The sequence below is a fragment of the Alcaligenes sp. EGD-AK7 genome (assembly GCF_000465875.3).
In the GTDB taxonomy this organism is placed as follows: Bacteria; Pseudomonadota; Gammaproteobacteria; order Burkholderiales; family Burkholderiaceae_B; genus Alcaligenes; species Alcaligenes phenolicus.
In genome coordinates this window covers 215281-237314 of the sequence record NZ_AVOG02000067.1, presented here as the reverse complement: position 1 = coordinate 237314, position 22034 = coordinate 215281, and the positions used below count along the sequence as shown (strand labels likewise).

Sequence of the window (22034 nt, the reverse complement as noted above, 5' to 3'; positions counted from 1 at the left end):
AACCCAAAAGGCGAGATGATAAAGCTTTTTTAAAGCCCGTAGTCGTAATTAACGCTGCGTTTGGTGACGGTAAGCAGAAAACATCTGCTGCCACCACTGATCGCCACGCGGCCCACACACTTTGAGCAAAGATCGTCTCAGGCGTTGCACATTACCCAGCGCCTGGGCGGGGCTGACGGGCCCCTGTCGTGCACGGTCAAAATCGATCAGCCAGACTTTGTCATTCGCATCCAGCAAAATATTGTAGGCGTTAAGGTCAGCGTGCCAAACCTCGAATTGGTGCATGCGGACAATCTCGTGTGCCACCGCTTCGGGGGAGGCACGGTCCAGGCACAGAGTCAAAGGCTGCACATTGGGCACCCGCTGGCTTATCAGAGCCGCATGGTACCAAAAACCTTGCTGCCACCATGCGCCCGCCAGCACTTTGGGGACGGCCAAGCCCTTGTTGTGCAAATAAGACATCACCTGAAATTCTCGCCAGCTGCGAGTCCGGGATGCCCCTTGCCACAAGTAGGAAGACTCATTGAAGCGAGCCACCAGACCACCACGGCGGTAGTGACGCAGCACCGCCTGACCAAAGGGCCCGTTCACAAACCAGGCGGCCTGACGACCACCCTGTCCCACCTTGCTGGCCTGGTCGCCATACGAGGTGGCCTCGAACCAGCGCTGCAAGGCCTCAGGCTCCAGATCCAGCTGATTGGCCAGCTCCGGTGCCAACAAGGCACCGCCGCCGGGCAAAGAATAGACAGTTTCGGATTGGGTGCTCACAGCAGCTCCTCAGGCACGAACCAGCAACAGGGCCATGATCAATACCAGCATGCAGGCAAAAATAAACTTCAGGCGATTCTCAGGCAGACGGTAGGCCAGACGCACACCAAACGGCACCAGCAGCAGGCTGCCTATCGCCATCGGTATGCCGACCTGCCAGGTAGCCTGACCATGAAACGCGTACGTCGCCAAGGCGACCAACGTGCCGGGAATAATCATGGACAGGGCCAAGCCTTGCGCACCGGTCTGGCTATAACCCATACGGCTGGTCAGGAACGGCACCACCAGCACCGCACCGCCCACACCAAACACGCCTCCGGCCAAGCCCGCCATCATGCCTACCGCGATATACCACAGCTGGCCAAACGACTCCGGGTCCGGACGCGGCTTGTCACTGCGACGACGCCGCCGGGAAAAACCCAGACTCTGGTCGAAATAATACAGGGCAATGGCCATCACAAATACCGAGTAAATGCGACGCAGCAAGATCGCATCCATGCCCAGAGCCAGACGTGCGCCCAGCCAGGTAAAGATGATGGAGGAGATCGCCCCCAATGCTGCCCGACGAAAATCAATGTGGTTGCGACGATGGTACTGGCGCACGGTCAGCAGCACCGCAGGCACCACCATGATCAGGGCCGTACCTTGAGCGGTTTGCTGGTCCATACCCAGAATCAGGCCCAGCAATGGAATAGCCAGCAAGCCGCCACCGATCCCCAGGACCCCGCCGGTATAGCCAATAAGCGCGCCTCCCAGCAAGCAGGCCAGGATCAATTCAATACTTATCATGGCGGTTACAGATTACGCAGACGGTCGACAGCGTCTTCCACCCGGTCTACCGCCCAGATTTCCAGGCCTTCGATCGCCTGACGCGGGGCGTTGCTCTTGGGAATCAAGGCAATGCTGAAGCCCAACTTGGCCGCTTCGCGCAAACGCTCCTGCCCACGCGGGGCCGGACGAATTTCACCGGCCAGGCCGATTTCCCCAAACACGACCAGGCCACGTGGCAAGGGGCGGTTATTCAGGGAGGACAAAATAGCCAGCAACACCGCCAAGTCAGCGGCTGGCTCGGTAATCTTGACGCCCCCTACAGCGTTCACGAACACGTCCTGATCGTAAGTGACCACGCCAGCATGACGATGCATCACCGCCAGCAGCATGGCCAGACGGGAGCTTTCCAGCCCCACAGACAGGCGACGCGGATTGGGTACATGGGCCGAGTCCACCAAAGCCTGAATTTCCACCAGCAAAGGCCGTGTGCCTTCCTGGGTGGCCATGACGCAGGAACCGGCTACTGACTGGGAATGCTGGGACAAGAACAGGGCCGAAGGATTGCTGACTCCTTTCAAGCCTTTTTCCGTCATGGCAAACACGCCCAATTCATTTACCGCGCCAAAGCGGTTCTTGAATGCGCGCACCATACGGAAGGAGGAATGGGTGTCCCCCTCGAAATACAGCACCGTATCCACAATGTGCTCCAGCACACGCGGACCGGCCAAGGTCCCGTCTTTGGTGACGTGACCGATAAAAATCATGGAGGTACCGCTTTGCTTGGCCAGACGGGTGAGCTGGGCCGCACATTCACGCACCTGCGATACCGAGCCTGGGGCCGCACTGAGCTGATCGGAATACAGGGTTTGAATCGAGTCGATCACCACCACGCTAGGCTGGTGCGACTGCAAGGCCTGGCTGATGGATTCCAGACGAATTTCAGCCAGCAGATCCACACCTTCGGTAGGCACGCCCAAACGGCGAGCACGCAAGGCGACCTGCTCGGCGGACTCCTCGCCCGTCACATACAGAACTTTGGTTTGCTGGGCCAAGGCTGCCATGGCCTGCAGCAGCAGCGTGGATTTACCGACACCGGGATCGCCCCCGATCAGGATCACGCCGCCTTCCACCAGGCCACCGCCCAGGACACGATCGAACTCGCCTATGCCTGTGGGCACACGCGGCAGTTCCCGTGCCTGCACATCGGAAAGACTTTGGACCGGGCTGGAGCCAGCCAGGGAAGCAAAACGATGCGCACTGGCCGCAGCCGGTGTCTCTACCGTTTCCTGCAAGCTGTTCCAAGCCCCGCAGGCCGGGCATTTGCCCGCCCACTTGGGTGTATCTGCCCCGCACTCCGTGCAAACAAATACAACTTTGGCCTTGCGGGCCGCACGAGTACTGGTGGCCATAGAAATTCCTTAACGTCCGGCCAAGCTGCCACCGCCATCCACGCCCAGATTCTGGCCGGTGATATAAGCAGCTTCATCGCTTAGCAAGAAGGTAACCGCAGCAGCCACTTCGGCCGCCTGCCCAAAACGTCCCAAAGGAATGGAGGACAGGCTGCGCTGTTCGGCTTCGCTGCCGACGGGATGATTGGCACGGAACAATTCGGTTTCGATCGGACCAGGAGAGACCGCATTGACGGTAATGCCGTAAGGAGCCAATTCCAAGGCCCAGGTGCGGGTACAACCCAGCAAGGCACTTTTGGCCGCGGCATAGCTGGTGCGATCGGAACCGCCGTGCACAACACGACTGCAAATATTGACGATGCGGCCTTCCTTGCGCGCTTTCATCGAAGGGATGAAAGCCTGGGCCACTTGCACCGCCACACGTACATTCAGGTCAAACACCTGATAAAGATTGCCCAGGTCCACCTGACCAATCGGTTCGGGCGCGACCATACCTACGTTGTTCACAACCGCATCAACGGGATATTTTTCGCGGATAACGCGCAGCATTTCCTCGGTTTCGCCTGCATTGCTCAAATCGCAGGAGTACAGATATCCGGGGAAATCAATGCTTTCGGTGTGGCGGGCCAGACCCACAACGTGGGCCCCGGCATCAGCCAGCCTTTGGCTGATTGCCCAGCCGATTCCTTTGGTAGCGCCGGTAACGAGTACACATTTATTTTTCATGGCTATGCCTTGTTGGTGTTAATCCTGGATGACGCGCGGCACGCGTGGGGCGACCGCGCAAATCAATTCGTAGCCCAGGGTTCCGGCTGCCGCAGCAACCTCATCCACACTGGGCCCGCCTTGACCGAACAACACCGCCTGACTGCCTACACCGGCGGCGGGCACCGGGGTCAGGTCGACTGCCAGCATGTCCATGGACACACGACCGAGCAAACGAGTGCGCACACCGTTCACGGTAATCGGGGTGCCGGTTCCCGCGTGACGCGGGTAACCATCGGCATAGCCACAAGCCACCACGCCAATACGCATGGCCTGCTCGGCAATGTACGTATGGCCGTAGCCAATGCCCTCGCCCTGCTTGACGCCGCGCACGCTGATCAGCTCTGCGGCCAAAGTCATACCAGGCTGCAGGCCGAAGTCCTCGGCGCTGATGTCCGCAAAAGGAGAGCTGCCGTACAGACAAATACCGGGGCGTACCCAGTGATCCGGACCGGAGGGCATGTATGCACCCAGGTCAGGGCTTAGTGTTGCCGCTGAATTACACACACTGACCGGGCCCGGCAAGCCGTCGGTGATCCGGTTAAAGCAGCGAATCTGCTCCAGCGTGGCGTCGATATTGTCGTCAGCGCGCGCAAAGTGCGTCATGCGCCCCACGGTTCCCAGCTTGCCCGCTTTTTGCAGACGCTGAGCGCGCTCGAAGGCGGCGGGGTAATCGTCCACGCTGAAACCCAGACGGTTCATGCCGCTATTGAGCTTGACCATGGCATTCAAGGCCACCCCGCCCTTCCACTGCTCCAGCATCTTGAGCTGCTCGTGGCAATGAATGACAGTGGTCAGGCCAAACTCGGCCAGCACATCCAGATCTTCAGGCTGGAAAAAACCTTCCAGCAACATGATGGGGCCGGTCCAACCGGCAGCCCGACAACGTATGGCTTCTTTCAGGTCCAGCATCGCCATGCCTTCGGCGGCACTGAATGCCCGCACCGCATTTTCGATGTCATGACCGTAAGCATTGGCCTTCATGACGGCCCAGATATGGGGCCGTTTTACGCCGGATGGAGCCGTGGCGTTATTCAGGCTCTGAATAACCATATCGAGATTGTGACGCAGTGACGCAATATGAATGGTGGCCGAGATAGGACGTGGCATGGTTCTCCCCGAAGCAATACGAAAGTCTAAACCAGCCCTAGTGGAAACGAAAGCCGTATACTGGCGGACTATGTCTATCGAGCACTATGAAAACTTCCCTGTCGCCTCTGTGCTGCTACCTCGTCGGCTACGCCGACCGGTCACCGATATTTATCGTTTTGCCCGCAGCGCCGACGACATTGCTGATGAAGGCGATTTAAGCGCTGCCGAGCGCCTGGAACTGCTGGCGCAGTTCGAAGCCGGAATAGAACAACTGCAATATCACCAGCCCGTCCTGGCCGATACCCCGCACAGTGAAATTTTTGTCCCTCTGGCCAGCAGCATCAGCAACTTCCAGTTGCCTCTCAAGCCTTTTCTGGACCTGCTGTCTGCGTTTCGCCAGGATGTCACCACCCATCGCTATAGCGATATGGCCCAGGTGCTGGATTACTGTACCCGCTCGGCCAACCCGGTCGGCCGTTTGATGCTGCATCTGTATCAAGCCCACAGCCCGGAGCTGATCGAGATGGCCGACTCCACCTGTACCGGGCTGCAACTGGTTAATTTCTGGCAGGACGTGGCACTGGACTGGCACAAGAACCGTGTCTATATCCCGCAAGACCTGCTGGCCCAATATGATCTGGATGATGATTACATCCAGGCCCGTACCCAGCTGCTGCGTCAGCCCGAGGCCGATGCCCGCTGGCAGGAAATGATGCAGTTGCTGGTTACCGATGCCCGTCAACGCCTGCAAGCCGGGCTGCTGCTGTCCAGCTATCTGTCCGGGCGCATCAGCCTGGAACTGAAAATGATGGTATTGGGCGGCCTGCGTATTCTGGAACGCCTGGAAGCGGTAAAGTTTGATGTCTTCAGCCATCGTCCCACCCTGTCCCGCCTGGACTGGCTACGCCTGATTACCCGCGGCTTGAGCCGTACCCCTTACCGACCCTGAACGTCCATGAGCCCAGACGAGTATTGTCAGAACAAGGCAGCCCAGAGCGGCTCCAGTTTTTACTACGCCTTTTTGTTTCTGCCGCCTGAACGCCGCCGTGCCATCACGGCGCTGTACGCGTTTTGCCGCGAGGTGGACGACGTGGTGGACGAGGTTCACGAGGAATCGGTTGCCCGCATGAAGCTGGTCTGGTGGCGCACGCAAGTGGCCGATCTGTACGAAGGCCGTGCCCATCACCCGGTCATGCAGGCCCTGGCACCGCATATAAAGGCGTTCGATCTGCCTCAGGACGAGCTGCTGGCCGTGATTGACGGCATGGAAATGGATCTGGACCAGGTTCGCTACCAAAGCTGGAGCGAGCTGGAACGCTACTGTTGGCACGCCGCCAGCGTGGTGGGACTGCTGTCGGCGCGTATTTTTGGCCAAACCCAGGAACAGACCAGCGACTATGCCCAAAAACTGGGCCTGGCTTTTCAGCTGACCAATATTATCCGTGATGTAGGCGATGACGCTCGTCGTGGCCGCATCTACCTGCCCCAGGAAGATCTGGACAAGTTTGGTGTGTCACCTCACGAGATCCTGGATCAACAGCATTCGGAGCGCTTCGAGGCCCTGATGGCCTTTCAAACCGAACGCGCCCAGGACTTGTACCGCCAGGCCATGCGCGCCCTGCCCGCTGTGGACCGCCGGGCACAACGCCCAGGCCTGTTGATGGCCGCCATCTACCATGCCCTGCTGGTAGAAATTGCCAATGATCGTTGGCATGTGCTGGAACAGCGCATTTCGCTGACACCCATTCGCAAATTCTGGTTGGCCTGGAAAACCTGGGTATCGGGCGGCCGCAGCTTGCAACGTAAACTGGGCCGATGAAAGTCGCGGTTATCGGGGCGGGCTGGGCGGGCTGTGCTGCCGCCTGGCGGCTGAAGACGCAAGGCCATCAGGTCAGTGTCTTTGAAGCCTCGCGCCATATAGGCGGGCGTGCCCGCCGCATCCACAGCCCCAATCTGGGGCGTGATACCGATAATGGCCAGCACATCATGCTGGGCGCCTACTCCGTCATTCTGGGTTTGATGGGGGAAATCGGACTGGACGAAGCATCCCGTCTGGAACGCAAGGATCTGGACGTGATCTCGGCCGATGGGCGCTTTCGCCTGCGCAATCGCCCCTTGCCTGCCCCCTTCCATTTATTGACTGGCCTGCTAGGCGCCCAGGGCCTGAGCTGGTCGCAGAAAATCAAGCTGGCACGTTTTTGCCGCTGGCTGATGAAACAGCAATGGCGCACCCCGGATGGTCTGACGGTTTTGCAGCTCCTGGAGCAGCATCAGCAAGACAGCCAGGTCATCCGTTTGTTCTGGCAGCCGCTCTGCGTGGCGGCCATGAACACGCCCATTGAGCAAGCCTGCGCCCAACTCTTTGCCCATGTCTTGCGCGACAGCCTGGGCGGTCCCCGGCAAGCCAGCCAAACCTTGATTCCCTTGATGGATTTAAGCCAGCTCTGGTGCGAGCCCGCCCTGCGTGACATTCAGCTACAGCTGGGCCACAGAGTACAAAGACTGGAACTGACAGAGTCAGGTGTACAAATTGACGGCCTGCAGTTTGATGCAGCCATTGTGGCCTGCCCTCCCGTCCAGGCTGCGCGCCTGCTGCATAGCCTACCCAGCAGCCCGGCCAGCGAACAACTGCTGGCCGATCTGGAAGCCTTCAGCTACATCCCTATTGCCACCCTGTATCTGGAATTGGAACAGGCCTGGAATCTGCCCCATTCCATGTTGATGCTGGACGATAAAAGCGGCAGTGGTGGCCAATGGCTGTTTGATCACAGCGCCCTGAAACCGGGCAGCGGTGAAACGCTGGTGGGGATCGTCATCAGCGATGCTGTGCGCCTGCAAGCGCTGGACCGCGAGCAAGCCATTGCCGCGATCATCGAGCAGGTACGCAGCCAGACCCGGCACCTGAAAGCCATGCCTGCCATACGGGCCAGCGAGCTGATTATCGAAAAACGGGCTACGTTTGCGGCTGTGCCCGGTCTGCGTCGCCCTTCGGTAGCGACACCTTGGCCAGCTATTCGTCTGGCAGGCGACTGGACCGATACCGGCTACCCCGGTGTGCTGGAAGGCGCTGTGCGCAGCGGTCTGAAAGCCGCGCATCTGTAAGGGCCACGACTGAGCACTACTGCGCCGACGGTGTCAGCAAAGTTTGCGCAGGCTTATGAGCGGCCAGAAACTCCGATTGAAACAGGCACATGCGCACCACATCCCGATATTGGCCGTTAATGAAGAACTCGTGCTTGAGCTCGCCTTCCACCTGAAAACCAAACTTCTGATAAATGTGAATGGCCTTGTGGTTTTCCTTGTCCACAATCAGCACGATCTTGTACAGGTTCAGCACTCCAAAGCCGTACTCGATAGCCAGCTTGGTCGCCCGCGAGGCAATGCCCTTGCCCTGGAACTCCGGCGCAATAATGATCTGGAACTCTGCCCGGCGGTGTACATAATCAATTTCCACCAGTTCCACCACGCCGGACGGCTGCCCTTCCCACTCCACAACGAAACGACGTTCACGCTGATCGTGAATATGCTCATCGTACAGAGCCGCCAGCTCGCCATAGGTTTCGTAAGGTTCTTCGAACCAGTAGCGCATCACGCTGGCGTTATTGTCCAGCAAATGCACAAAGCGCAAATCTTCGCGCTCCAGCGGGCGTAATTTAACGTGAGTCGTTTTACTCATGATTTTTCTATCCTTTCTCTATGTTCGATAGACGAGCCGCCTATCTGCCTATACCAAAGGCCATAGACATCATGCCCGCATATCGTGTGTTTTTGATGAAGGCCTGATAGAAAAAGTTCAGTTGGCTGCAAAACCGCAGCCCGACCAGTCTTGCGGTAAAACCGGCCAAAAACGCAAAAACCCCGATTTCTGCTTTCCTGCATAGCAAACTGAACATCAGTCAGGCCAGCAGGAATATCAAAATCGGGGTTTGAAACTACTACCTGGCCGCTATGGCTGCGCCAGCCCGGAGCTAGCGCAGGTAGCGGGCATCAGGTTGGGGCGTGTTCCTCGATGTAGCGACGTACTTGAGCTACATCCGAATCCATCACCACCACCTTCTGTGGCAAGTCTGCCAGACCGGTCAGGTGCGCAGGCACCGGAGCGGGCTGACCAATCGCTTCTTCGATTGTCTCGGAGAACTTGGCAGGCAGCGCGGTTTCCAGCACCAGCATGGGGATGCCTTCTTCGCGGAAGTTCTGAGCCACCTTGACGGCGTCTGCCGTGTGCGGGTCGATCAGAGTCTGGTACTGCTTGTTCACCTGAGCAATGGTGTTCAGACGATCCTGGTGCGAGCTGGCACCAGCCACAAAGCCGAACTCTTCCTGGAAGCGTGGCAGATGCTCGCTCAGGTCGAATTGGCCTTCTTTGGCTAGCTGCTCCCACAATGCCTTGACCTTGCTACCATCACGGCCCAGCAGATCAAACACAAAGCGCTCGAAGTTGGAGGCACGGGAAATGTCCATGGATGGGCTGGACGTGGCGTAAGTTTGCTCGGAACCACGGGGACGATAAATACCGGTGCGGAAGAACTCTTCCAGCACGTTGTTTTCGTTGGTGGCCAGAACCAGCTTGGCGATAGGCAGCCCCATCTGACGAGCAATGTGGCCCGACAGAATATTGCCGAAGTTACCCGAAGGAACAGCAAACGAGACCTTTTGACCGGCCTGGTTCGTGCTGCGCAGCCAGCCCCAGAAGTAGTACACCACCTGAGCGGAAATACGTGCCCAGTTAATGGAGTTCACGGCGCCCAGATGCCATTTGGACTTGAACTCCAGATCACCAGCCAATGCCTTGACGATGTCCTGGCAATCATCGAACACACCTTTCACCGACAGGTTGTGGATGTTTTCGTCTTGCAAGGAGTACATCTGAGCGCGTTGGAAAGCACTCATGCGACCGTAAGGCGAGAGCATGAACACGCTGACGCCACGCTTGCCGCGCAAGGCGTATTCAGCCGCCGAACCCGTGTCGCCAGACGTGGCACCCACAATGTTCAAGGTGCTGTTGCGCTGTGTCAGCACGTATTCGAAAACCTGGCCCAGGAACTGCATGGCCATGTCTTTAAAAGCCAGGGTTGGGCCTTGGGACAAGCCCAGCAAGGAGAAACCGGGTTCCAGTTCCTTGACCGGTACCACCTGCTCGCTGTCGAACACTCCAGGGGCGTAAGCACGTGCCGTCAAGGCGGACAGTTCATCAGCCGGAATATCGGTGACAAACAGGCCCAGCACTTTGGCGGCCAGTTCGGGGTAGCTCAGGGCGCGCCAGGACTCCAGCGTTTCTGCACTGACTTGAGGGTAGCTCTCTGGCATGGCCAAACCGCCATCCGGAGCCAGGCCTTCCAGCAAGATGTCCGAAAATGGCTGGGCCTTCATGCCGCCACGAGTAGAGATGTAATTCATTACAGGTTCTCCACGCGCAGACGGGTCACGGCAGACTGAACAAAAGGCAGATTCTGAATCTGGCTGATCGCACCATTGATGGCACCTTCACGCGCTTCATGCGTCAGGAAGATGATGTCAGCCTGTTCACCGGCTGGCTCCTGGAACATGGAACCGATCGAGATCGAGGCTTGCGCCAGAATGCGAGCCACATCAGCCAGAACACCAGGACGGTCATCCACACGCAAACGCAGGTAGTACGAGGACACCACTTCATCCATAGGCAGGATGGGCGTATCGGACATGGCGTTGTGCTGGAAGGCCAGGTAAGGCACGCGATGTTCCGGTTCTGCCGTTTGCAGACGGGTCACATCCACCAGGTCCGCCACCACCGCCGAGGCGGTGGGCAAGGCGCCGGCACCGGCACCGTAGTAAACGGTTTGGCCAACGGCATCGCCATGCACCAGCACCGCGTTCATGGCACCTTGGACATTGGCCAGCATGCTTTGCAGTGGAACCAGTGTGGGGTGTACGCGCAGTTCGATACCTTCCTCACGGGCGCGGGTAATACCCAGCAGCTTGATGTTGTAGCCCAGGCGTTGTGCGTGTTGCAGGTCTTCCAGTGCCAGGCTGGTAATGCCTTCCACGTGAGCCTTGCTAAATTGCACGGGGATACCAAAGGCCAGGGAGGCCAGCAGGCTCAGCTTGTGCGCAGCATCCACACCTTCAATGTCGAAAGTAGGATCGGCTTCGGCGTAACCCAGACGCTGGGCATCGGCCAGGGCTTCAGCAAAGCTGACACCACGGTTACGCATTTCGGACAGGATGTAGTTGGTGGTGCCGTTGATAATGCCGGCCAGCCACTGAATACGATTGGCCGTCAGGCCTTCGCGAATTGCCTTGATGATAGGAATACCACCGGCCACAGCGGCTTCGAAGGCCACCATGACGCTACGCTCGTGAGCAGCGGCAAAAATCTTGTTGCCATGCTTGGCCAGCAGCGCCTTGTTGGCGGTGACCACGTGCTTGCCCTGGGCAATGGCTTCCATGACCCACTCGCGTGCCAGGGTGTCGCCACCCACCAGCTCGACCACAATATCGATCTCGGGGTTGCGCACCACATCCATGCCGTCTGTGGTCAGGGTGACCTCGTCCCCCACCAGCGCGCGTGCCTTTTCCAGGTCACGCACAGCAATAGCGACCACCTCAATACGGCGACCGGCGCGGCGAGCGATTTCATCTGCATTGCGTTTCAATACGTTCCAGGTGCCGCTGCCAACCACACCCAAACCCAGCAAACCTACTTTGATAGGACTCATTGAACAAATCCGTCCTTACGGAACATTTCTTTGATGCCGCGTACCGCCTGACGGGTACGTTGCTCGTTTTCGATCAGCGCAAAGCGCACATAGTTGTCGCCATACTCACCAAAGCCGATGCCGGGGGATACGGCTACTTTGGCATCGCTCAGTAAGCGCTTGGCAAACTCCAGCGAACCGATGTCCTTGTAGAACTCGGGAATCTTGGCCCAGATATACATTGATGCCTTGGGGACATCGACCATCCAGCCTGCTTCATGCAGGCCCTTGGCCAATACGTCGCGACGGCGGCGGTACTGCTCCACCACCTCGCTGACACAATCTTGTGGTCCTTCCAGCGCCGCAATGGCGGCCACCTGAATCGGTGTGAAGGTACCGTAGTCGTGATAGCTCTTGATACGTGCCAGGGCATTGACCAAGGACTCGTTCCCCACCATGAAGCCAATACGCCAGCCGGCCATATTGTAGCTTTTGCTCATGGTAAAAAACTCGACTGCGACATCGCGCGCACCTTCCACCTGCATGATGGAGGGGGCCACGTAGCCGTCAAAGGTAATGTCGGCATAGGCCAGATCGTGTACCACCAGAATATTGTGCTCGCGTGCCAGCGCCACAATACGCTCAAAAAAGGACAGTTCCACACACTGGGCCGTCGGATTGCTGGGAAAACCCAGAATCATCATTTTGGGCTTGGGAATGGACTCCCGCACGGCTTTTTCGATTTCCTCGAAAAAGTCCACGCCGGGGACCATGGGCACCGAACGGATATTCGCGCCGGCAATGACGGCACCATATATATGAATCGGGTAGCTGGGGTTGGGCACCAGAACGGTGTCGCCCTTGTCCAGGGTTGCCAGCATCAAGTGGGCCAGACCTTCTTTGGAACCGATGGTAACGATCGCTTCACTATCAGGATCCAATTGCACATTGTAGCGGCGCTCGTACCAATTGGTCACGGCTCGGCGCAGACGCGGAATGCCTTTGGAGACAGAATAACCATGAGTGTCCGGGCGGGTGGCCGCCTCGACCAGCTTTTCCACGATGTGCGCCGGTGTCGCGCCGTCCGGGTTCCCCATGGACATGTCGATAATGTCCTCGCCACGACGGCGGGCGGCCATTTTCAGCTCGCCTGTAATGTTGAACACGTAAGGCGGCAAACGCTCGATGCGCGGAAAGCGAATCATGACATTCCTTGAGAAGAAAACAGCGAAGACCCAAACCAAAAGGTGCGAAGTAAATCAAAGAGTTTAATCCATGATTGACTTACTGAGAATCACTGCAAACAGATCAGGTGCCGCATCGTCCCTGACTCTTTGCGCTATCATCGACCCTGTAACGGGAGAGACTCATCGTGCAACTGCAACGCGAACACAATCCAGCCATGAATGCCATCACCGCTTACGGTGAGGACTATGTGGCAATCAACTTTCAAAACCACGATCATTCCATCTTCTTTAGCCCTGAAGGTCCTGTGCAGGACCTGGCCATTCAAAGCGCAACCGAGCTGACAGCCCCGTTGCTGCGCCGGATTGCCGGACTGGAATCGGTCAAGCAAGACCCCATGGCCTTTCTGGACGACGCCCCACCGGCGCGCCCTGACAACGCCCCCGAATTGATCTTGATTGGGACTGGCCAGCGCCAACACTTTCTGCACCCGGCTGTCACGCAGGAAATGCTGCAGTGGGGCATAGGTGTGGAAATCATGGATACCCAGGCCGCCGCCAGAACTTACAATATCCTCATGTCCGAAGGCCGCAAAGTTGTCGCCGCCTTACTCATACAGGAAAAAGCATGACAGCCCTACAAATTGGTGCCCCCATCCCCGACTTTTCCGTGCCCTCCACCCAGGGCGAGTTCAGCGCCGCTGACCTGAAAGGAAAAATGACAGTGTTGTACTTTTACCCCAAAGACAACACGCCGGGCTGCACCACCGAGTCCCAGAATTTCCGCGATGCCCTGCCCGAATTTCAGGCTGCAGGCGCACAAATCATTGGCGTTTCGCGCGACTCGCTCAGTTCGCACGAACGTTTTATCGACAAGCAAGCCCTGACTTTCCCTTTGCTTGCCGACACCGAAGAGCGCTTGTGCGAACTGTTTGGGGTCATGAAAATGAAAAACATGTACGGTAAACAGGTACGTGGCATCGAGCGCAGCACCTTTTTGATCGACGCCCAAGGTGTGTTGATTCAAGAATGGCGTGGCATCAAAGTGCCCGGCCACGTCCAAGCTGTATTACAGGCTGTTCAGCAAGCCGCCTGAAACCTTACCGTGCCGACTTGCAGGTCGGCACACAACCAGGAGTACGTGTTATATGCCGCTACCAACGTTGCCCACCAAGCTGGGAACCCTGCTTAGCGAAAAAGATGACAGTGTCATCCTTGCCGATCCACCCGTACCACTAGACGAACCCGACACTCCCCCCGCCAGCCCCAAAGCCGCCACCAGCAAAGCGGCTGCTACGCCACGCTCCAAAAAGCCTGCGCCCGTCAAAACGGCGCCCGCGGCCCCCGCAGCAGCGCCTGCGCCCGCCAGTGTGGCCAAAGCAGCTCCCAGCAAAAGCGCTGCCGCCAGCCCTGCCCAGCCCCCCAAGCCTGTCGCCGGCGCAGCCAGCAAACGCACCCGTCTGGCCCCCACCCAGCGCAAATTGTTTGTGCTGGATACCAACGTCTTGCTGCACGACTCCAATTCGCTGTTCAAGTTTGAAGAGCACGACATCTTCCTGCCCATGATGGTGCTGGAAGAACTGGATCACCAGAAAAAGGGCCTGTCTGAAGTGGCTCGCAATGCGCGTCAGGTCAGCCGCTCCCTGGAAGGTCTGGTGGGCGATCATGGTCTGGACAAGCCCATCAATCTGGATGGCATCGGCAATACCGAAGCGCGTGGCGCCGTCACCTTCCAGACCAGCGCTCTGGATACCACCCTGCCTATCCAGCTGCCGCTGGGCAAGGCGGACAACGCCATTTTGGCCGTGGTCAATGCCCTGACCCAGAGCATGCCCAAACGCGAAGTGGTGCTGGTGTCCAAAGACATCAATATGCGTCTGAAGGCCAAGGCACTGGGCCTGCTGGCCGAAGACTACCGCCACGATCACGTTCTGGATGACTCCGACCTGCTGTATGACGGTGTCATGCCCTTGCCGGACAATTTCTGGACCAAGCACGGCAAGAACATGGAGTCCTGGCAACAGGGTGGCACCACCTTCTACCGCATCAGCGGGCCGCTGTGCAGCCAGTTCATGGTCAACCAGTTCGTATTTACCGAAGGCGACGATCCCTTGTACGCCCAGGTACGCGAAACCGCTGGCAATACCGCCGTACTGGCCACCTTGCGCGACTACAGTCACGGCAAGAACAACGTCTGGGGCATTACGGCTCGCAACCGCGAACAGAACTTTGCCCTGAATCTGTTGATGAACCCGGATTTTGATTTCGTCTCCCTGCTGGGCCATGCCGGTACGGGTAAAACGCTGCTGGCCCTGGCCAGTGCGTTGACCCAAACCCTGGAGACCAAGCGCTACAACGAGATCATCATCACCCGTGCCACCGTGCCTGTCGGAGATGACATTGGCTTCCTGCCCGGTACCGAGGAAGAAAAAATGCAGCCCTGGATGGGTGCGCTGGAAGACAACCTGGAAGTCCTGCACCTGGGCACCGGCAAGTCCTCCAGCAACCTGAACAACCCACAAGGCACCGAGGCTCCGCGCAACTCCACCATGGAACTGGTGCGCTCCAAGATCAAGGTCAAATCCCTGAGCTTCATGCGCGGTCGTACCTTCATGAACAAGTTCCTGATCATCGACGAGGCGCAGAACCTGACGCCCAAGCAGATGAAAACACTGGTGACGCGCGCCGGTCCAGGAACTAAAATTGTCTGCTTGGGCAATATTGCCCAGATCGACACGCCCTACCTGACCGAGGGCAGTTCGGGGCTGACCTACGTAGTAGACCGATTCAAAGGCTGGCCGCATGCAGGCCACATTACCTTGCAACGTGGTGAGCGCTCCCGTCTGGCCGACTACGCCAGCGACGCACTCTAAACCGAATCGCTACTCACTCAAACCGGGTCCAGGACCCGGTTTTTTTTTACCGCCAGGCTGCATCAAGGCCAACAAGCACAGCAAAGACGCAGCGTGGGGGATTTTTATTGACTGTTATGAAACGTACTGCACAGCCCATCGGGCTTACCATGGGCGATGCCGCTGGCATAGGCCCGGAAATTATTGCCCGCCTGATTGTTGAAGGCCTGCCCCACCCCGCCGTAGTCTATGGCGATGCGGGTGCGCTGCGCCGTGCCCTGACACTGATTGGCGCCGACCAGGACTGGCACGTCGAGGAGGTGGAGCAGCCTGTTTGCACACCCAAGGGGCTCATTGCCGTCCTGAATCGCTGGCAAGCCCTGCCCGACGATCTGCCCTATGGCGAAGTTAACGCTCAGGCCGGACGCGGCGCCTACGAATACCTGTGCCACGCTATTGATGATGCCCAAGCCGGTCTGATCCGTGCCATCGTCACCGCCCCACTGAACAAGCTGGCCATGCAAAAAGGCGGTATCGATGCCCCTGGCCACACCGAGATTCTGGCCGAGCGCAGCCACACCGAGCACTACGCCATGATGCTGGCTAACGAACACTTGCGCTCCATTCTGGTCACCATTCACGAACCGCTGGCCCGTGTCCCCTCCCTGATTACTAAAGAACGCGTCTTGCAAACCATCCGGCTGGCACAGTTGGCCTGCACCCAGGCCGGGATCGCCAAGCCCCGTGTGGCGGTGGCAGGCTTGAACCCCCATGCCGGTGAGAGTGGCAAATTCGGCTCTGAGGATATTGAGCAGATCACACCGGCCATTGAACAAGCCTGCGCCGAAGGCATCCAGGCCAGCGGCCCCTGGCCCGGCGACACGATCTTCATGCGGGCTCGCCAAGGGGAGTTCGATATTGTGGTGGCCCAGTACCATGACCAAGGGCTGATTCCCATCAAGCTGCTGGGTCTGGACGAAGGCGTGAACGTGACAGTGGGCCTGCCCTTTATCCGCACCAGTGTCGACCACGGCACCGCGTACGACATTGCCGGACAGGGCAAGGCTGATGCCTCCTCCCTGGGCTATGCCTACCGTATGGCTCTTTCCATGAGCGCGCATCAAGCATGATCAAGCGCTTACCGATTGACCCGTTTTTGCTGAAGCTGTTTGCCACGGTTGCACTTGCCAGTCTGCTGCCTGCCCAAGGTTGGGGCGTGCCTCTGTTCCAACACATCACGCAGATCGCGATTGCCCTGCTGTTCTTTCTGCATGGTGCCCGCCTGTCTCGTGAGGCTATCTGGGGCGGCCTGTCCCACTGGCGTTTGCACCTGTTGATTCTGTCCGTCACCTTTGTGCTCTTCCCTATTCTGGGCAGCGGCGTGGCGGCTGTGCTGCGTCCCTGGCTAACCGACAATCTGTACCTGGGAATACTGTTTCTGGCTTGCCTGCCCAGCACCGTGCAGTCTGCCGTGGCGCTGACCGCAATGGCCAGAGGGAATGTGCCGGTGTCGATTTGCAGCGCCTCGGCCTCCACCTTGCTGGGCGTGTTCATCACTCCCTTGCTGGTCGGCATCATGCTGGCGGGTGCCACCAGCGCCCAGGCCACCGTGTCGCTGGAGGCGGTGGGCAAGATCATGCTGCAGCTATTTTTCCCCTTTGTCTTCGGGCATATGCTGCGTCCCGTGATCGGGGCCTGGGTCATGAAGCGTCAGCAACTACTGAAAGTCGTGGATCAAGGCTCGATTCTGCTGGTGGTGTATACGGCTTTTTCAGGCGCGGTGGTGGGCGGTCTGTGGTCCTCCACCCCATTGAGTGCCTTGGGACTGATTGTGCTGTCCAACGCCGTTCTGCTGACCTTGGCGCAAGTGCTGGCCTGGAACCTGGGGCGCTGGCTGGGCTTTTCTTTTGAGGACCGTGTCAGCCTGCTGATGTGTGGTTCCAATAAAAGCCTGAGCAGCGGCATCCCGATTGCCAATGTCATTTTCCCCAGTGCCATGGTCGGGCCTATCATCTTGCCGATCATGTTGTTTCACCAGTGGCAGCTACTGGTATGTGCATGGCTGGCGAAAAGACTGGCGGCCCGGAGTGAAAACTAAGAGAACGACGAACCTCCTCGCCTGACTACCCATACACGCTGAACGATGAATAAAAAAGAGGCATACCAAGGTATGCCTCTTTTTTGTCCTGACATCTGGCAAACGGCCTCACAAGCCCGCGCACTGAAGCAGCCACTGTACTTTTTAATTGGGCATGTAATCCAGAAAGCGCGTGCTGGCTCCGGCGAAGGTCAAGCGAACCGAACCAATAGGACCGTTACGCTGTTTACCAATAATAATTTCAGCCGTGCCTTTATCGGGCGAGTCCGGGTTGTAGACCTCGTCACGGTAAATAAACAAGATCAAGTCAGCATCCTGCTCAATAGCGCCGGATTCGCGCAAGTCACTCATCACTGGGCGCTTGTTGGGCCGTTGCTCCAGGCTTCGGTTCAACTGCGACAAAGCAATCAAGGGACAATTCAATTCTTTGGCCAGACCTTTCAAGGAACGACTGATTTCAGAAATTTCCGTTGCCCGGTTCTCGCCACCGCTTGAGGACATCAGTTGCAAGTAGTCGATGATGATCAAGCCCAGTTGGCCACACTGTCGTGCCAGACGTCGAGCCCGTGCACGCACTTCCATGGACGACAGGCCGGGCGTTTCATCAATGTAAATCTGGGCCTCCTGCACCTGCTGCACGGCATGTGTCAGACGTGGCCAATCGTCGGCTGTCAGCTTGCCGGTACGCATACGGTGCTGGTCCAGCAAACCGACCGAACCGACCATACGCATGGCCAACTGTACCGCGCCCATTTCCATGGAGAACACGGCAACGGGCAAACCCTGGGCAATCGCAACGTGCTCGCCAATATTCATGGAGAACGAAGTTTTACCCATGGAAGGACGACCCGCCACAATCACCAGGTCGCCTGGCTGCAAGCCTGACGTCATCTTGTCCAGGTCAATAAAGCCAGTTGGCACCCCGGTTACTTCCGAGTCGCCTTCGCGGTGATACAGCTCGTCAATACGTTCCACCACCTGGCTTAGCAGGGGCTGGATTTCCAGAAAGCCTTGCGAGCCACGCGCCCCTTCCTGGGCAATCTGAAACACACGGGTTTCCGCCTCGTCCAGAATCTGCCGGGCCTCCTTGCCCTGCGGATTGAAGGCGGCCGAGGAAATATCATCAGCCACGGTGACCAGCTTGCGCAGAGTGGAACGCTCGCGCACGATTTCGGCGTAGCGACGAATGTTAGCAGCCGATGGCGTGTTGTGAGCCAGCGCATTCAAATAGGCCAGCCCACCCACCTCTTCCTGCTTGCCTGCAACCGACAGGGACTCAAAGACCGTGACGACGTCAGCAGGACGGGCCAGACCAATCAAGCGGGTAATGTGTTGCCAGATCAGCTTGTGATCAAACCGATAAAAATCCTCGTCGGTGACAATATCGGCCACCCGGTCAAACGCGGCATTATCGAGCAACAAGCCACCGAGCACCGACTGCTCCGCCTCAATGGAATGAGGCGGGACCCTGAGGTAATCCAGCGTTGAATCGGATTTGGCTGACTTGCTTTCCATGCATATACCTTCAAATCAAGGAAAAAAATCGACGCCGCAGCCAACAGAATGTGTTGTGCGGGCTTGAACAGTATGTGTATCTGGGGTCAGAACAGTCAGGCTCAACAGCGTGCTGGGCTGACAGGACCGAATGCGGCAATACAGTCACGCCGCAGGCGTGCTGGCTCTCTTCAAACAGAATGAAGAGAAAACAAAAAAGCCGGCTTGCACCGGCTTTTTTGAGCTTGGCAGATACACTCCATGAAAGAATGTACCATGCGTCAACGCGCTAGTCTTAGGCTACGTCGCCTTGAACCACAACGTTGATTTCAGCGATCACGTCAGGGTGCAGAACAACCTGAACGGGGTACTCGCCAATGGCTTTCAGGTGACCGTCTGGCAGACGAACCTGAGTCTTGACCAGGTCGGCAAAGCCGGCATTTTGCAATGCATTGGCGATGTCCATGGTGGTCACGGAACCAAACAAACGACCGTCCACACCGGCTTTTTGAACCAGGGTGAAAGCTTGGCCGTTCAGCTTTTCGTTCTGAGCCTGAGCAGCGGCCAGCTTTTCAGCTTGCAGCTTTTCCAGTTCGGCACGGCGTGCTTCGAACTCTTGCAGAGCGGCAGCCGTAGCACGGCGAGCAACTTTGCGTGGCAGCAGGAAATTACGGGCGTAACCATCACGTACGCGCACAACGTCACCCAGATTACCCAGGTTGGCGACTTTTTCGAGCAAAATAACTTGCATGACTAAGGTTCCTCTGGATTATTTGTGGTTGTCGGTGTACGGCAACAGCGCCAGGAAACGAGCGCGCTTGACAGCGGTGTCCAGCTGACGCTGGTAGTGAGCTTTGGTGCCCGTCAAACGTGCAGGGATGATCTTGCCATTTTCCTGGATGAAATCACGCAGGGTGTCCAGATCTTTGTAATCAATTTCTTCAACGCCAGCGACGGTGAAGCGGCAGAATTTGCGACGCTTGAACAGTGGGTTCTGTTGTGCAAATTTGCGTTTTTTGTCTTTGCCTCTACGGAAAGCCATTTTGTGCCTCGTTAGTAACCGGGCTATACCCGGAAGAATTCAGTGTGAAGCGAGGTGTTGAACACTTCGCGACGATCGAGCCAGACCAGTCAAACCGTAACAGAGCCTTGTCCCGGAAAGTGACGCTGATATTGCTGTACATGCAGCACCAGACGCGTCGAACCTTTACGGGCTGGGGCAATAAAACCTTGTAGCTGCAAACGGGCTCCCAAAGGAGTGTCTGCCAGACCCAGTGCATTATTTCCCAAAGCCACTACCTGCATCGTCAAAGCGATTTGCCGGGAGTGACCGGCTTCCATTACGGAAGATTCGTGTTCCAGGACCAATTCCAGAGCTGGGACACCAGCCGGCGTATAACGCAAGGGCTTGATGTCGACAAGCTGACCGGCAAGAGAGAACTGGTTCACGTAGTCGGAGCTATTACTCTTCAGCTTGAGCTTCGGCTTCAGCGGCTGCAGGAGCGCTGGCTTCAGTACTTGCTTTACGTGCTTCTTCGCGTTCGACGGACTTCATCATGACCGAAGCGCCTTCAGGGGCTTTCTTCGTGCCAGCGATGAGGTAACGCAAGATAGCGTCGTTGTAGCGGAAGGAATGCTCCAGCTCGTCCAGGGTGGACTGACCGCATTCGATGTTCAGGCACACGTAGTGAGCCTTGACCAGTTTCTGGATTGGGTAAGCCAGTTGACGGCGGCCCCAGTCTTCCAGACGATGAATAGCACCGCCTTCGGAAGTAACAATCGCCGAATAGCGCTCGATCATGGCGGGCACTTGCTCGCTTTGATCGGGATGCACAATGAACACTACTTCGTAGTGACGCATGGAACAACTCCTTGTGGATATCGCCTACTACCCGCTGTAAAACCAGTCAGGCACCAAGCGCGACAGCCCGCCCATTCAATCCGGGTCGAGCAAGAAACCATAGATACTAGCACCAAGAAAGGCTGACTGACAAGCCAAAAGCCTTAGCCCTGCACGCTTGCGTAGGCAGAGTGATTATGAATCGACTCAAAATTCTCGGCTTCGATGCTATAACGCAACACTCCGGGCAAGCTGCGCACGCTGACGGCTACATCACGCACCAGATCTTCGACGAATTTGGGATTGTCGTACGCGTATTCGGTAACGTACTTTTCGTCAGTGCGCTTGAGCAAGCCCCACAGCTGACAGGACGCCTGCTCTTCAACCGATTTGATCAGCGTAGGCAAGTCCAGCGTAGCCGGATCCGCAAACACGGCCTGCACGGTAACGTGCGAGCGCTGATTATGCGCACCGTACTCCGAAATGGCCTTGGAGCACGGGCACAGGCTGGTAACCGGAACCAGTACGGACAACTCAAATTCGGGCTGGGCATCCACACCGACACGTGCTGTCCAGCTGACGGTGTAATCCATCAGGCTGGCCACACCGGATACGGGCGCCACTTTTTCCAGGAAAACGGGGAAGGTGGCTGTCATGTCGCCACGTCCGGCATTGAGCAAAGGCAACATGGCCTGGGCCATCTGCACAAAACCGGCGGGCGTCATGGCTTGACGGCGGTACTCTTCCAGCAAAGCGACAAAGCGCGACATATGGGTGCCTTTTTCTTCGGGCGGCAAGGCCACCGTCAACTCCCATTGCGCCACGGTGGGCACGGCCTGCCCCTGCAGGTCCAGCATCATCGGATGCCGCACCCCGCGCACACCCACGCGCTGAATCGCAACACGGCGTGTATCCGTGCTGCTTTGCACATCTGGCATGGCCAAAGGCGATTCCGACACTGTATTCATATCCATCAGGTTCAGCTACGACAGAGCCGCAACCGTAAATAAAAACAATAATGAATTATTATCTTACGCTTATCGCACACGAGGTTCGATAACCTTAATAAGAACGCGCATATTGGGGT

General features: G+C 57.6%; 23 protein-coding genes. 8 read left to right on the top strand and 15 right to left on the bottom strand.

Features of this window, described 5'->3' with window-relative positions; genetic code table 11:
- Positions 1–48 precede the first annotated feature (48 nt).
- Genes N879_RS18045 through alr form a run of 5 tightly spaced genes read right to left on the bottom strand, consistent with a single transcriptional unit; the run spans position 49 to position 4823 of the window.
- Entirely contained in the window at positions 49–768 is a 720-nt protein-coding gene (locus N879_RS18045) for a 3-deoxy-D-manno-octulosonic acid kinase (protein WP_009461646.1), read from the bottom strand.
- A gap of 9 nt (positions 769–777) precedes the next feature.
- Positions 778–1557: a sulfite exporter TauE/SafE family protein gene (locus tag N879_RS18040; protein WP_009461644.1), complete on the bottom strand. Its 780-nt coding sequence runs from the start codon at positions 1555–1557 to the stop codon at positions 778–780.
- A 5-nt stretch (positions 1558–1562) separates the two neighbouring features.
- A complete protein-coding gene (radA, locus tag N879_RS18035; protein WP_009461642.1) occupies positions 1563–2948 on the bottom strand; it encodes a DNA repair protein RadA in 1386 nt (461 codons plus the stop codon).
- 9 nt (positions 2949–2957) lie between these two features.
- Positions 2958–3674, bottom strand: coding sequence for an SDR family oxidoreductase (locus N879_RS18030; RefSeq protein ID WP_009461640.1), 717 nt, complete (start codon positions 3672–3674; stop codon positions 2958–2960).
- An 18-nt stretch (positions 3675–3692) separates the two neighbouring features.
- Entirely contained in the window at positions 3693–4823 is a 1131-nt protein-coding gene (gene alr, locus N879_RS18025; RefSeq protein ID WP_009461638.1) for an alanine racemase, read from the bottom strand.
- 70 nt (positions 4824–4893) lie between these two features.
- Here alr and hpnC point away from each other — a divergent pair, with 70 nt between their 5' ends.
- From hpnC to hpnE, 3 genes are read left to right on the top strand one after another with little or no spacing between them, the layout of a single operon-like run.
- Positions 4894–5754, top strand: coding sequence for a squalene synthase HpnC (gene hpnC / locus N879_RS18020; RefSeq protein ID WP_009461636.1), 861 nt, complete (start codon positions 4894–4896; stop codon positions 5752–5754).
- Positions 5755–5760: 6 nt separating this feature from the next.
- Positions 5761–6624, top strand: coding sequence for a presqualene diphosphate synthase HpnD (gene hpnD, locus N879_RS18015; RefSeq protein WP_009461634.1), 864 nt, complete (start codon positions 5761–5763; stop codon positions 6622–6624).
- Positions 6621–7907: a hydroxysqualene dehydroxylase HpnE gene (gene hpnE / locus N879_RS18010; protein ID WP_009461632.1), complete on the top strand. Its 1287-nt coding sequence runs from the start codon at positions 6621–6623 to the stop codon at positions 7905–7907. The genes hpnD and hpnE overlap by 4 nt, the downstream gene beginning before the upstream one ends.
- Positions 7908–7923: 16 nt before the next feature.
- Here the strand turns inward: hpnE and speG are convergent, their stop codons facing one another.
- From speG to alaC, 4 genes are all read right to left on the bottom strand, one after another.
- A complete protein-coding gene (speG, locus tag N879_RS18005) occupies positions 7924–8481 on the bottom strand; it encodes a spermidine N1-acetyltransferase (protein WP_009461630.1) in 558 nt (185 codons plus the stop codon).
- A 311-nt stretch (positions 8482–8792) separates the two neighbouring features.
- Positions 8793–10202, bottom strand: coding sequence for a threonine synthase (gene thrC / locus N879_RS18000; protein WP_009461628.1), 1410 nt, complete (start codon positions 10200–10202; stop codon positions 8793–8795).
- Positions 10202–11500: a homoserine dehydrogenase gene (locus tag N879_RS17995; protein WP_022983573.1), complete on the bottom strand. Its 1299-nt coding sequence runs from the start codon at positions 11498–11500 to the stop codon at positions 10202–10204. The genes thrC and N879_RS17995 overlap by 1 nt, the downstream gene beginning before the upstream one ends.
- Positions 11497–12684 carry an alanine transaminase gene (gene alaC / locus N879_RS17990; RefSeq protein ID WP_009457561.1) on the bottom strand — a complete coding sequence of 396 codons (1188 nt, stop codon included), beginning with the start codon at positions 12682–12684 and terminating at the stop codon, positions 11497–11499. Before alaC ends, N879_RS17995 begins: the two co-directional genes overlap by 4 nt.
- A 167-nt stretch (positions 12685–12851) precedes the next feature.
- On the opposite strand from alaC, the gene N879_RS17985 reads away from it, so the two are divergent.
- The 5 genes from N879_RS17985 to N879_RS17965 all read left to right on the top strand — a co-directional run bounded on the left by N879_RS17985 (position 12852) and on the right by N879_RS17965 (position 17613).
- Positions 12852–13295, top strand: coding sequence for an Mth938-like domain-containing protein (locus N879_RS17985; protein ID WP_009457563.1), 444 nt, complete (start codon positions 12852–12854; stop codon positions 13293–13295).
- Positions 13292–13759, top strand: a complete 468-nt coding sequence (locus N879_RS17980; protein WP_009457565.1) for a peroxiredoxin — start codon at positions 13292–13294, stop codon at positions 13757–13759. The genes N879_RS17985 and N879_RS17980 overlap by 4 nt, the downstream gene beginning before the upstream one ends.
- A 52-nt stretch (positions 13760–13811) precedes the next feature.
- Complete coding sequence (locus tag N879_RS17975; protein ID WP_022983572.1) at positions 13812–15536, top strand: PhoH family protein; 1725 nt, start codon at positions 13812–13814, stop codon at positions 15534–15536.
- A gap of 116 nt (positions 15537–15652) precedes the next feature.
- A complete protein-coding gene (pdxA, locus tag N879_RS17970; protein ID WP_009457568.1) occupies positions 15653–16645 on the top strand; it encodes a 4-hydroxythreonine-4-phosphate dehydrogenase PdxA in 993 nt (330 codons plus the stop codon).
- A complete protein-coding gene (locus N879_RS17965; RefSeq protein ID WP_022983571.1) occupies positions 16642–17613 on the top strand; it encodes a bile acid:sodium symporter family protein in 972 nt (323 codons plus the stop codon). The genes pdxA and N879_RS17965 overlap by 4 nt, the downstream gene beginning before the upstream one ends.
- A gap of 144 nt (positions 17614–17757) precedes the next feature.
- On the opposite strand, the gene N879_RS17960 is transcribed toward N879_RS17965, so the two are convergent.
- The 6 genes from N879_RS17960 to folE2 form a co-directional block, all read right to left on the bottom strand.
- Positions 17758–19128, bottom strand: a complete 1371-nt coding sequence (locus N879_RS17960; protein WP_009457570.1) for a replicative DNA helicase — start codon at positions 19126–19128, stop codon at positions 17758–17760.
- Between the two features lie 274 nt (positions 19129–19402).
- Complete coding sequence (gene rplI, locus N879_RS17955) at positions 19403–19858, bottom strand: 50S ribosomal protein L9 (protein ID WP_009457571.1); 456 nt, start codon at positions 19856–19858, stop codon at positions 19403–19405.
- An 18-nt stretch (positions 19859–19876) separates the two neighbouring features.
- Positions 19877–20149 (bottom strand): 30S ribosomal protein S18, encoded by a 273-nt coding sequence (rpsR, locus tag N879_RS17950; protein ID WP_003802444.1) that lies wholly within the window; start codon positions 20147–20149, stop codon positions 19877–19879.
- 89 nt (positions 20150–20238) lie between these two features.
- The gene (gene priB, locus N879_RS17945; RefSeq protein WP_009457572.1) at positions 20239–20556 is read right to left on the bottom strand and encodes a primosomal replication protein N; all 318 of its coding nucleotides are present in this window, start codon (positions 20554–20556) and stop codon (positions 20239–20241) included.
- 13 nt (positions 20557–20569) lie between these two features.
- A complete protein-coding gene (gene rpsF / locus N879_RS17940) occupies positions 20570–20968 on the bottom strand; it encodes a 30S ribosomal protein S6 (protein WP_009457573.1) in 399 nt (132 codons plus the stop codon).
- Between the two features lie 143 nt (positions 20969–21111).
- Positions 21112–21915: a GTP cyclohydrolase FolE2 gene (gene folE2 / locus N879_RS17935; protein ID WP_022983570.1), complete on the bottom strand. Its 804-nt coding sequence runs from the start codon at positions 21913–21915 to the stop codon at positions 21112–21114.
- Between the last annotated feature and the right edge of the window lie 119 nt (positions 21916–22034).

Coding starts and splice junctions, on each gene's coding strand:
- radA (WP_009461642.1), bottom strand. CDS start 2,948: ATGGCCACCAGTACTCGTGCGGCCCGCAAGGCCAAAGTTGTATTTGTT.
- speG (WP_009461630.1), bottom strand. CDS start 8,481: ATGAGTAAAACGACTCACGTTAAATTACGCCCGCTGGAGCGCGAAGAT.
- alr (WP_009461638.1), bottom strand. CDS start 4,823: ATGCCACGTCCTATCTCGGCCACCATTCATATTGCGTCACTGCGTCAC.
- N879_RS17980 (WP_009457565.1), top strand. CDS start 13,292: ATGACAGCCCTACAAATTGGTGCCCCCATCCCCGACTTTTCCGTGCCC.
- pdxA (WP_009457568.1), top strand. CDS start 15,653: ATGAAACGTACTGCACAGCCCATCGGGCTTACCATGGGCGATGCCGCT.
- alaC (WP_009457561.1), bottom strand. CDS start 12,684: ATGATTCGCTTTCCGCGCATCGAGCGTTTGCCGCCTTACGTGTTCAAC.
- rpsF (WP_009457573.1), bottom strand. CDS start 20,968: ATGCGTCACTACGAAGTAGTGTTCATTGTGCATCCCGATCAAAGCGAG.
- N879_RS18030 (WP_009461640.1), bottom strand. CDS start 3,674: ATGAAAAATAAATGTGTACTCGTTACCGGCGCTACCAAAGGAATCGGC.
- rplI (WP_009457571.1), bottom strand. CDS start 19,858: ATGCAAGTTATTTTGCTCGAAAAAGTCGCCAACCTGGGTAATCTGGGT.
- folE2 (WP_022983570.1), bottom strand. CDS start 21,915: ATGAATACAGTGTCGGAATCGCCTTTGGCCATGCCAGATGTGCAAAGC.
- N879_RS17960 (WP_009457570.1), bottom strand. CDS start 19,128: ATGGAAAGCAAGTCAGCCAAATCCGATTCAACGCTGGATTACCTCAGG.
- rpsR (WP_003802444.1), bottom strand. CDS start 20,149: ATGGCTTTCCGTAGAGGCAAAGACAAAAAACGCAAATTTGCACAACAG.
- N879_RS18040 (WP_009461644.1), bottom strand. CDS start 1,557: ATGATAAGTATTGAATTGATCCTGGCCTGCTTGCTGGGAGGCGCGCTT.
- N879_RS17975 (WP_022983572.1), top strand. CDS start 13,812: ATGCCGCTACCAACGTTGCCCACCAAGCTGGGAACCCTGCTTAGCGAA.
- hpnC (WP_009461636.1), top strand. CDS start 4,894: ATGTCTATCGAGCACTATGAAAACTTCCCTGTCGCCTCTGTGCTGCTA.
- N879_RS17965 (WP_022983571.1), top strand. CDS start 16,642: ATGATCAAGCGCTTACCGATTGACCCGTTTTTGCTGAAGCTGTTTGCC.
- hpnD (WP_009461634.1), top strand. CDS start 5,761: ATGAGCCCAGACGAGTATTGTCAGAACAAGGCAGCCCAGAGCGGCTCC.
- hpnE (WP_009461632.1), top strand. CDS start 6,621: ATGAAAGTCGCGGTTATCGGGGCGGGCTGGGCGGGCTGTGCTGCCGCC.
- thrC (WP_009461628.1), bottom strand. CDS start 10,202: ATGAATTACATCTCTACTCGTGGCGGCATGAAGGCCCAGCCATTTTCG.
- N879_RS17995 (WP_022983573.1), bottom strand. CDS start 11,500: ATGAGTCCTATCAAAGTAGGTTTGCTGGGTTTGGGTGTGGTTGGCAGC.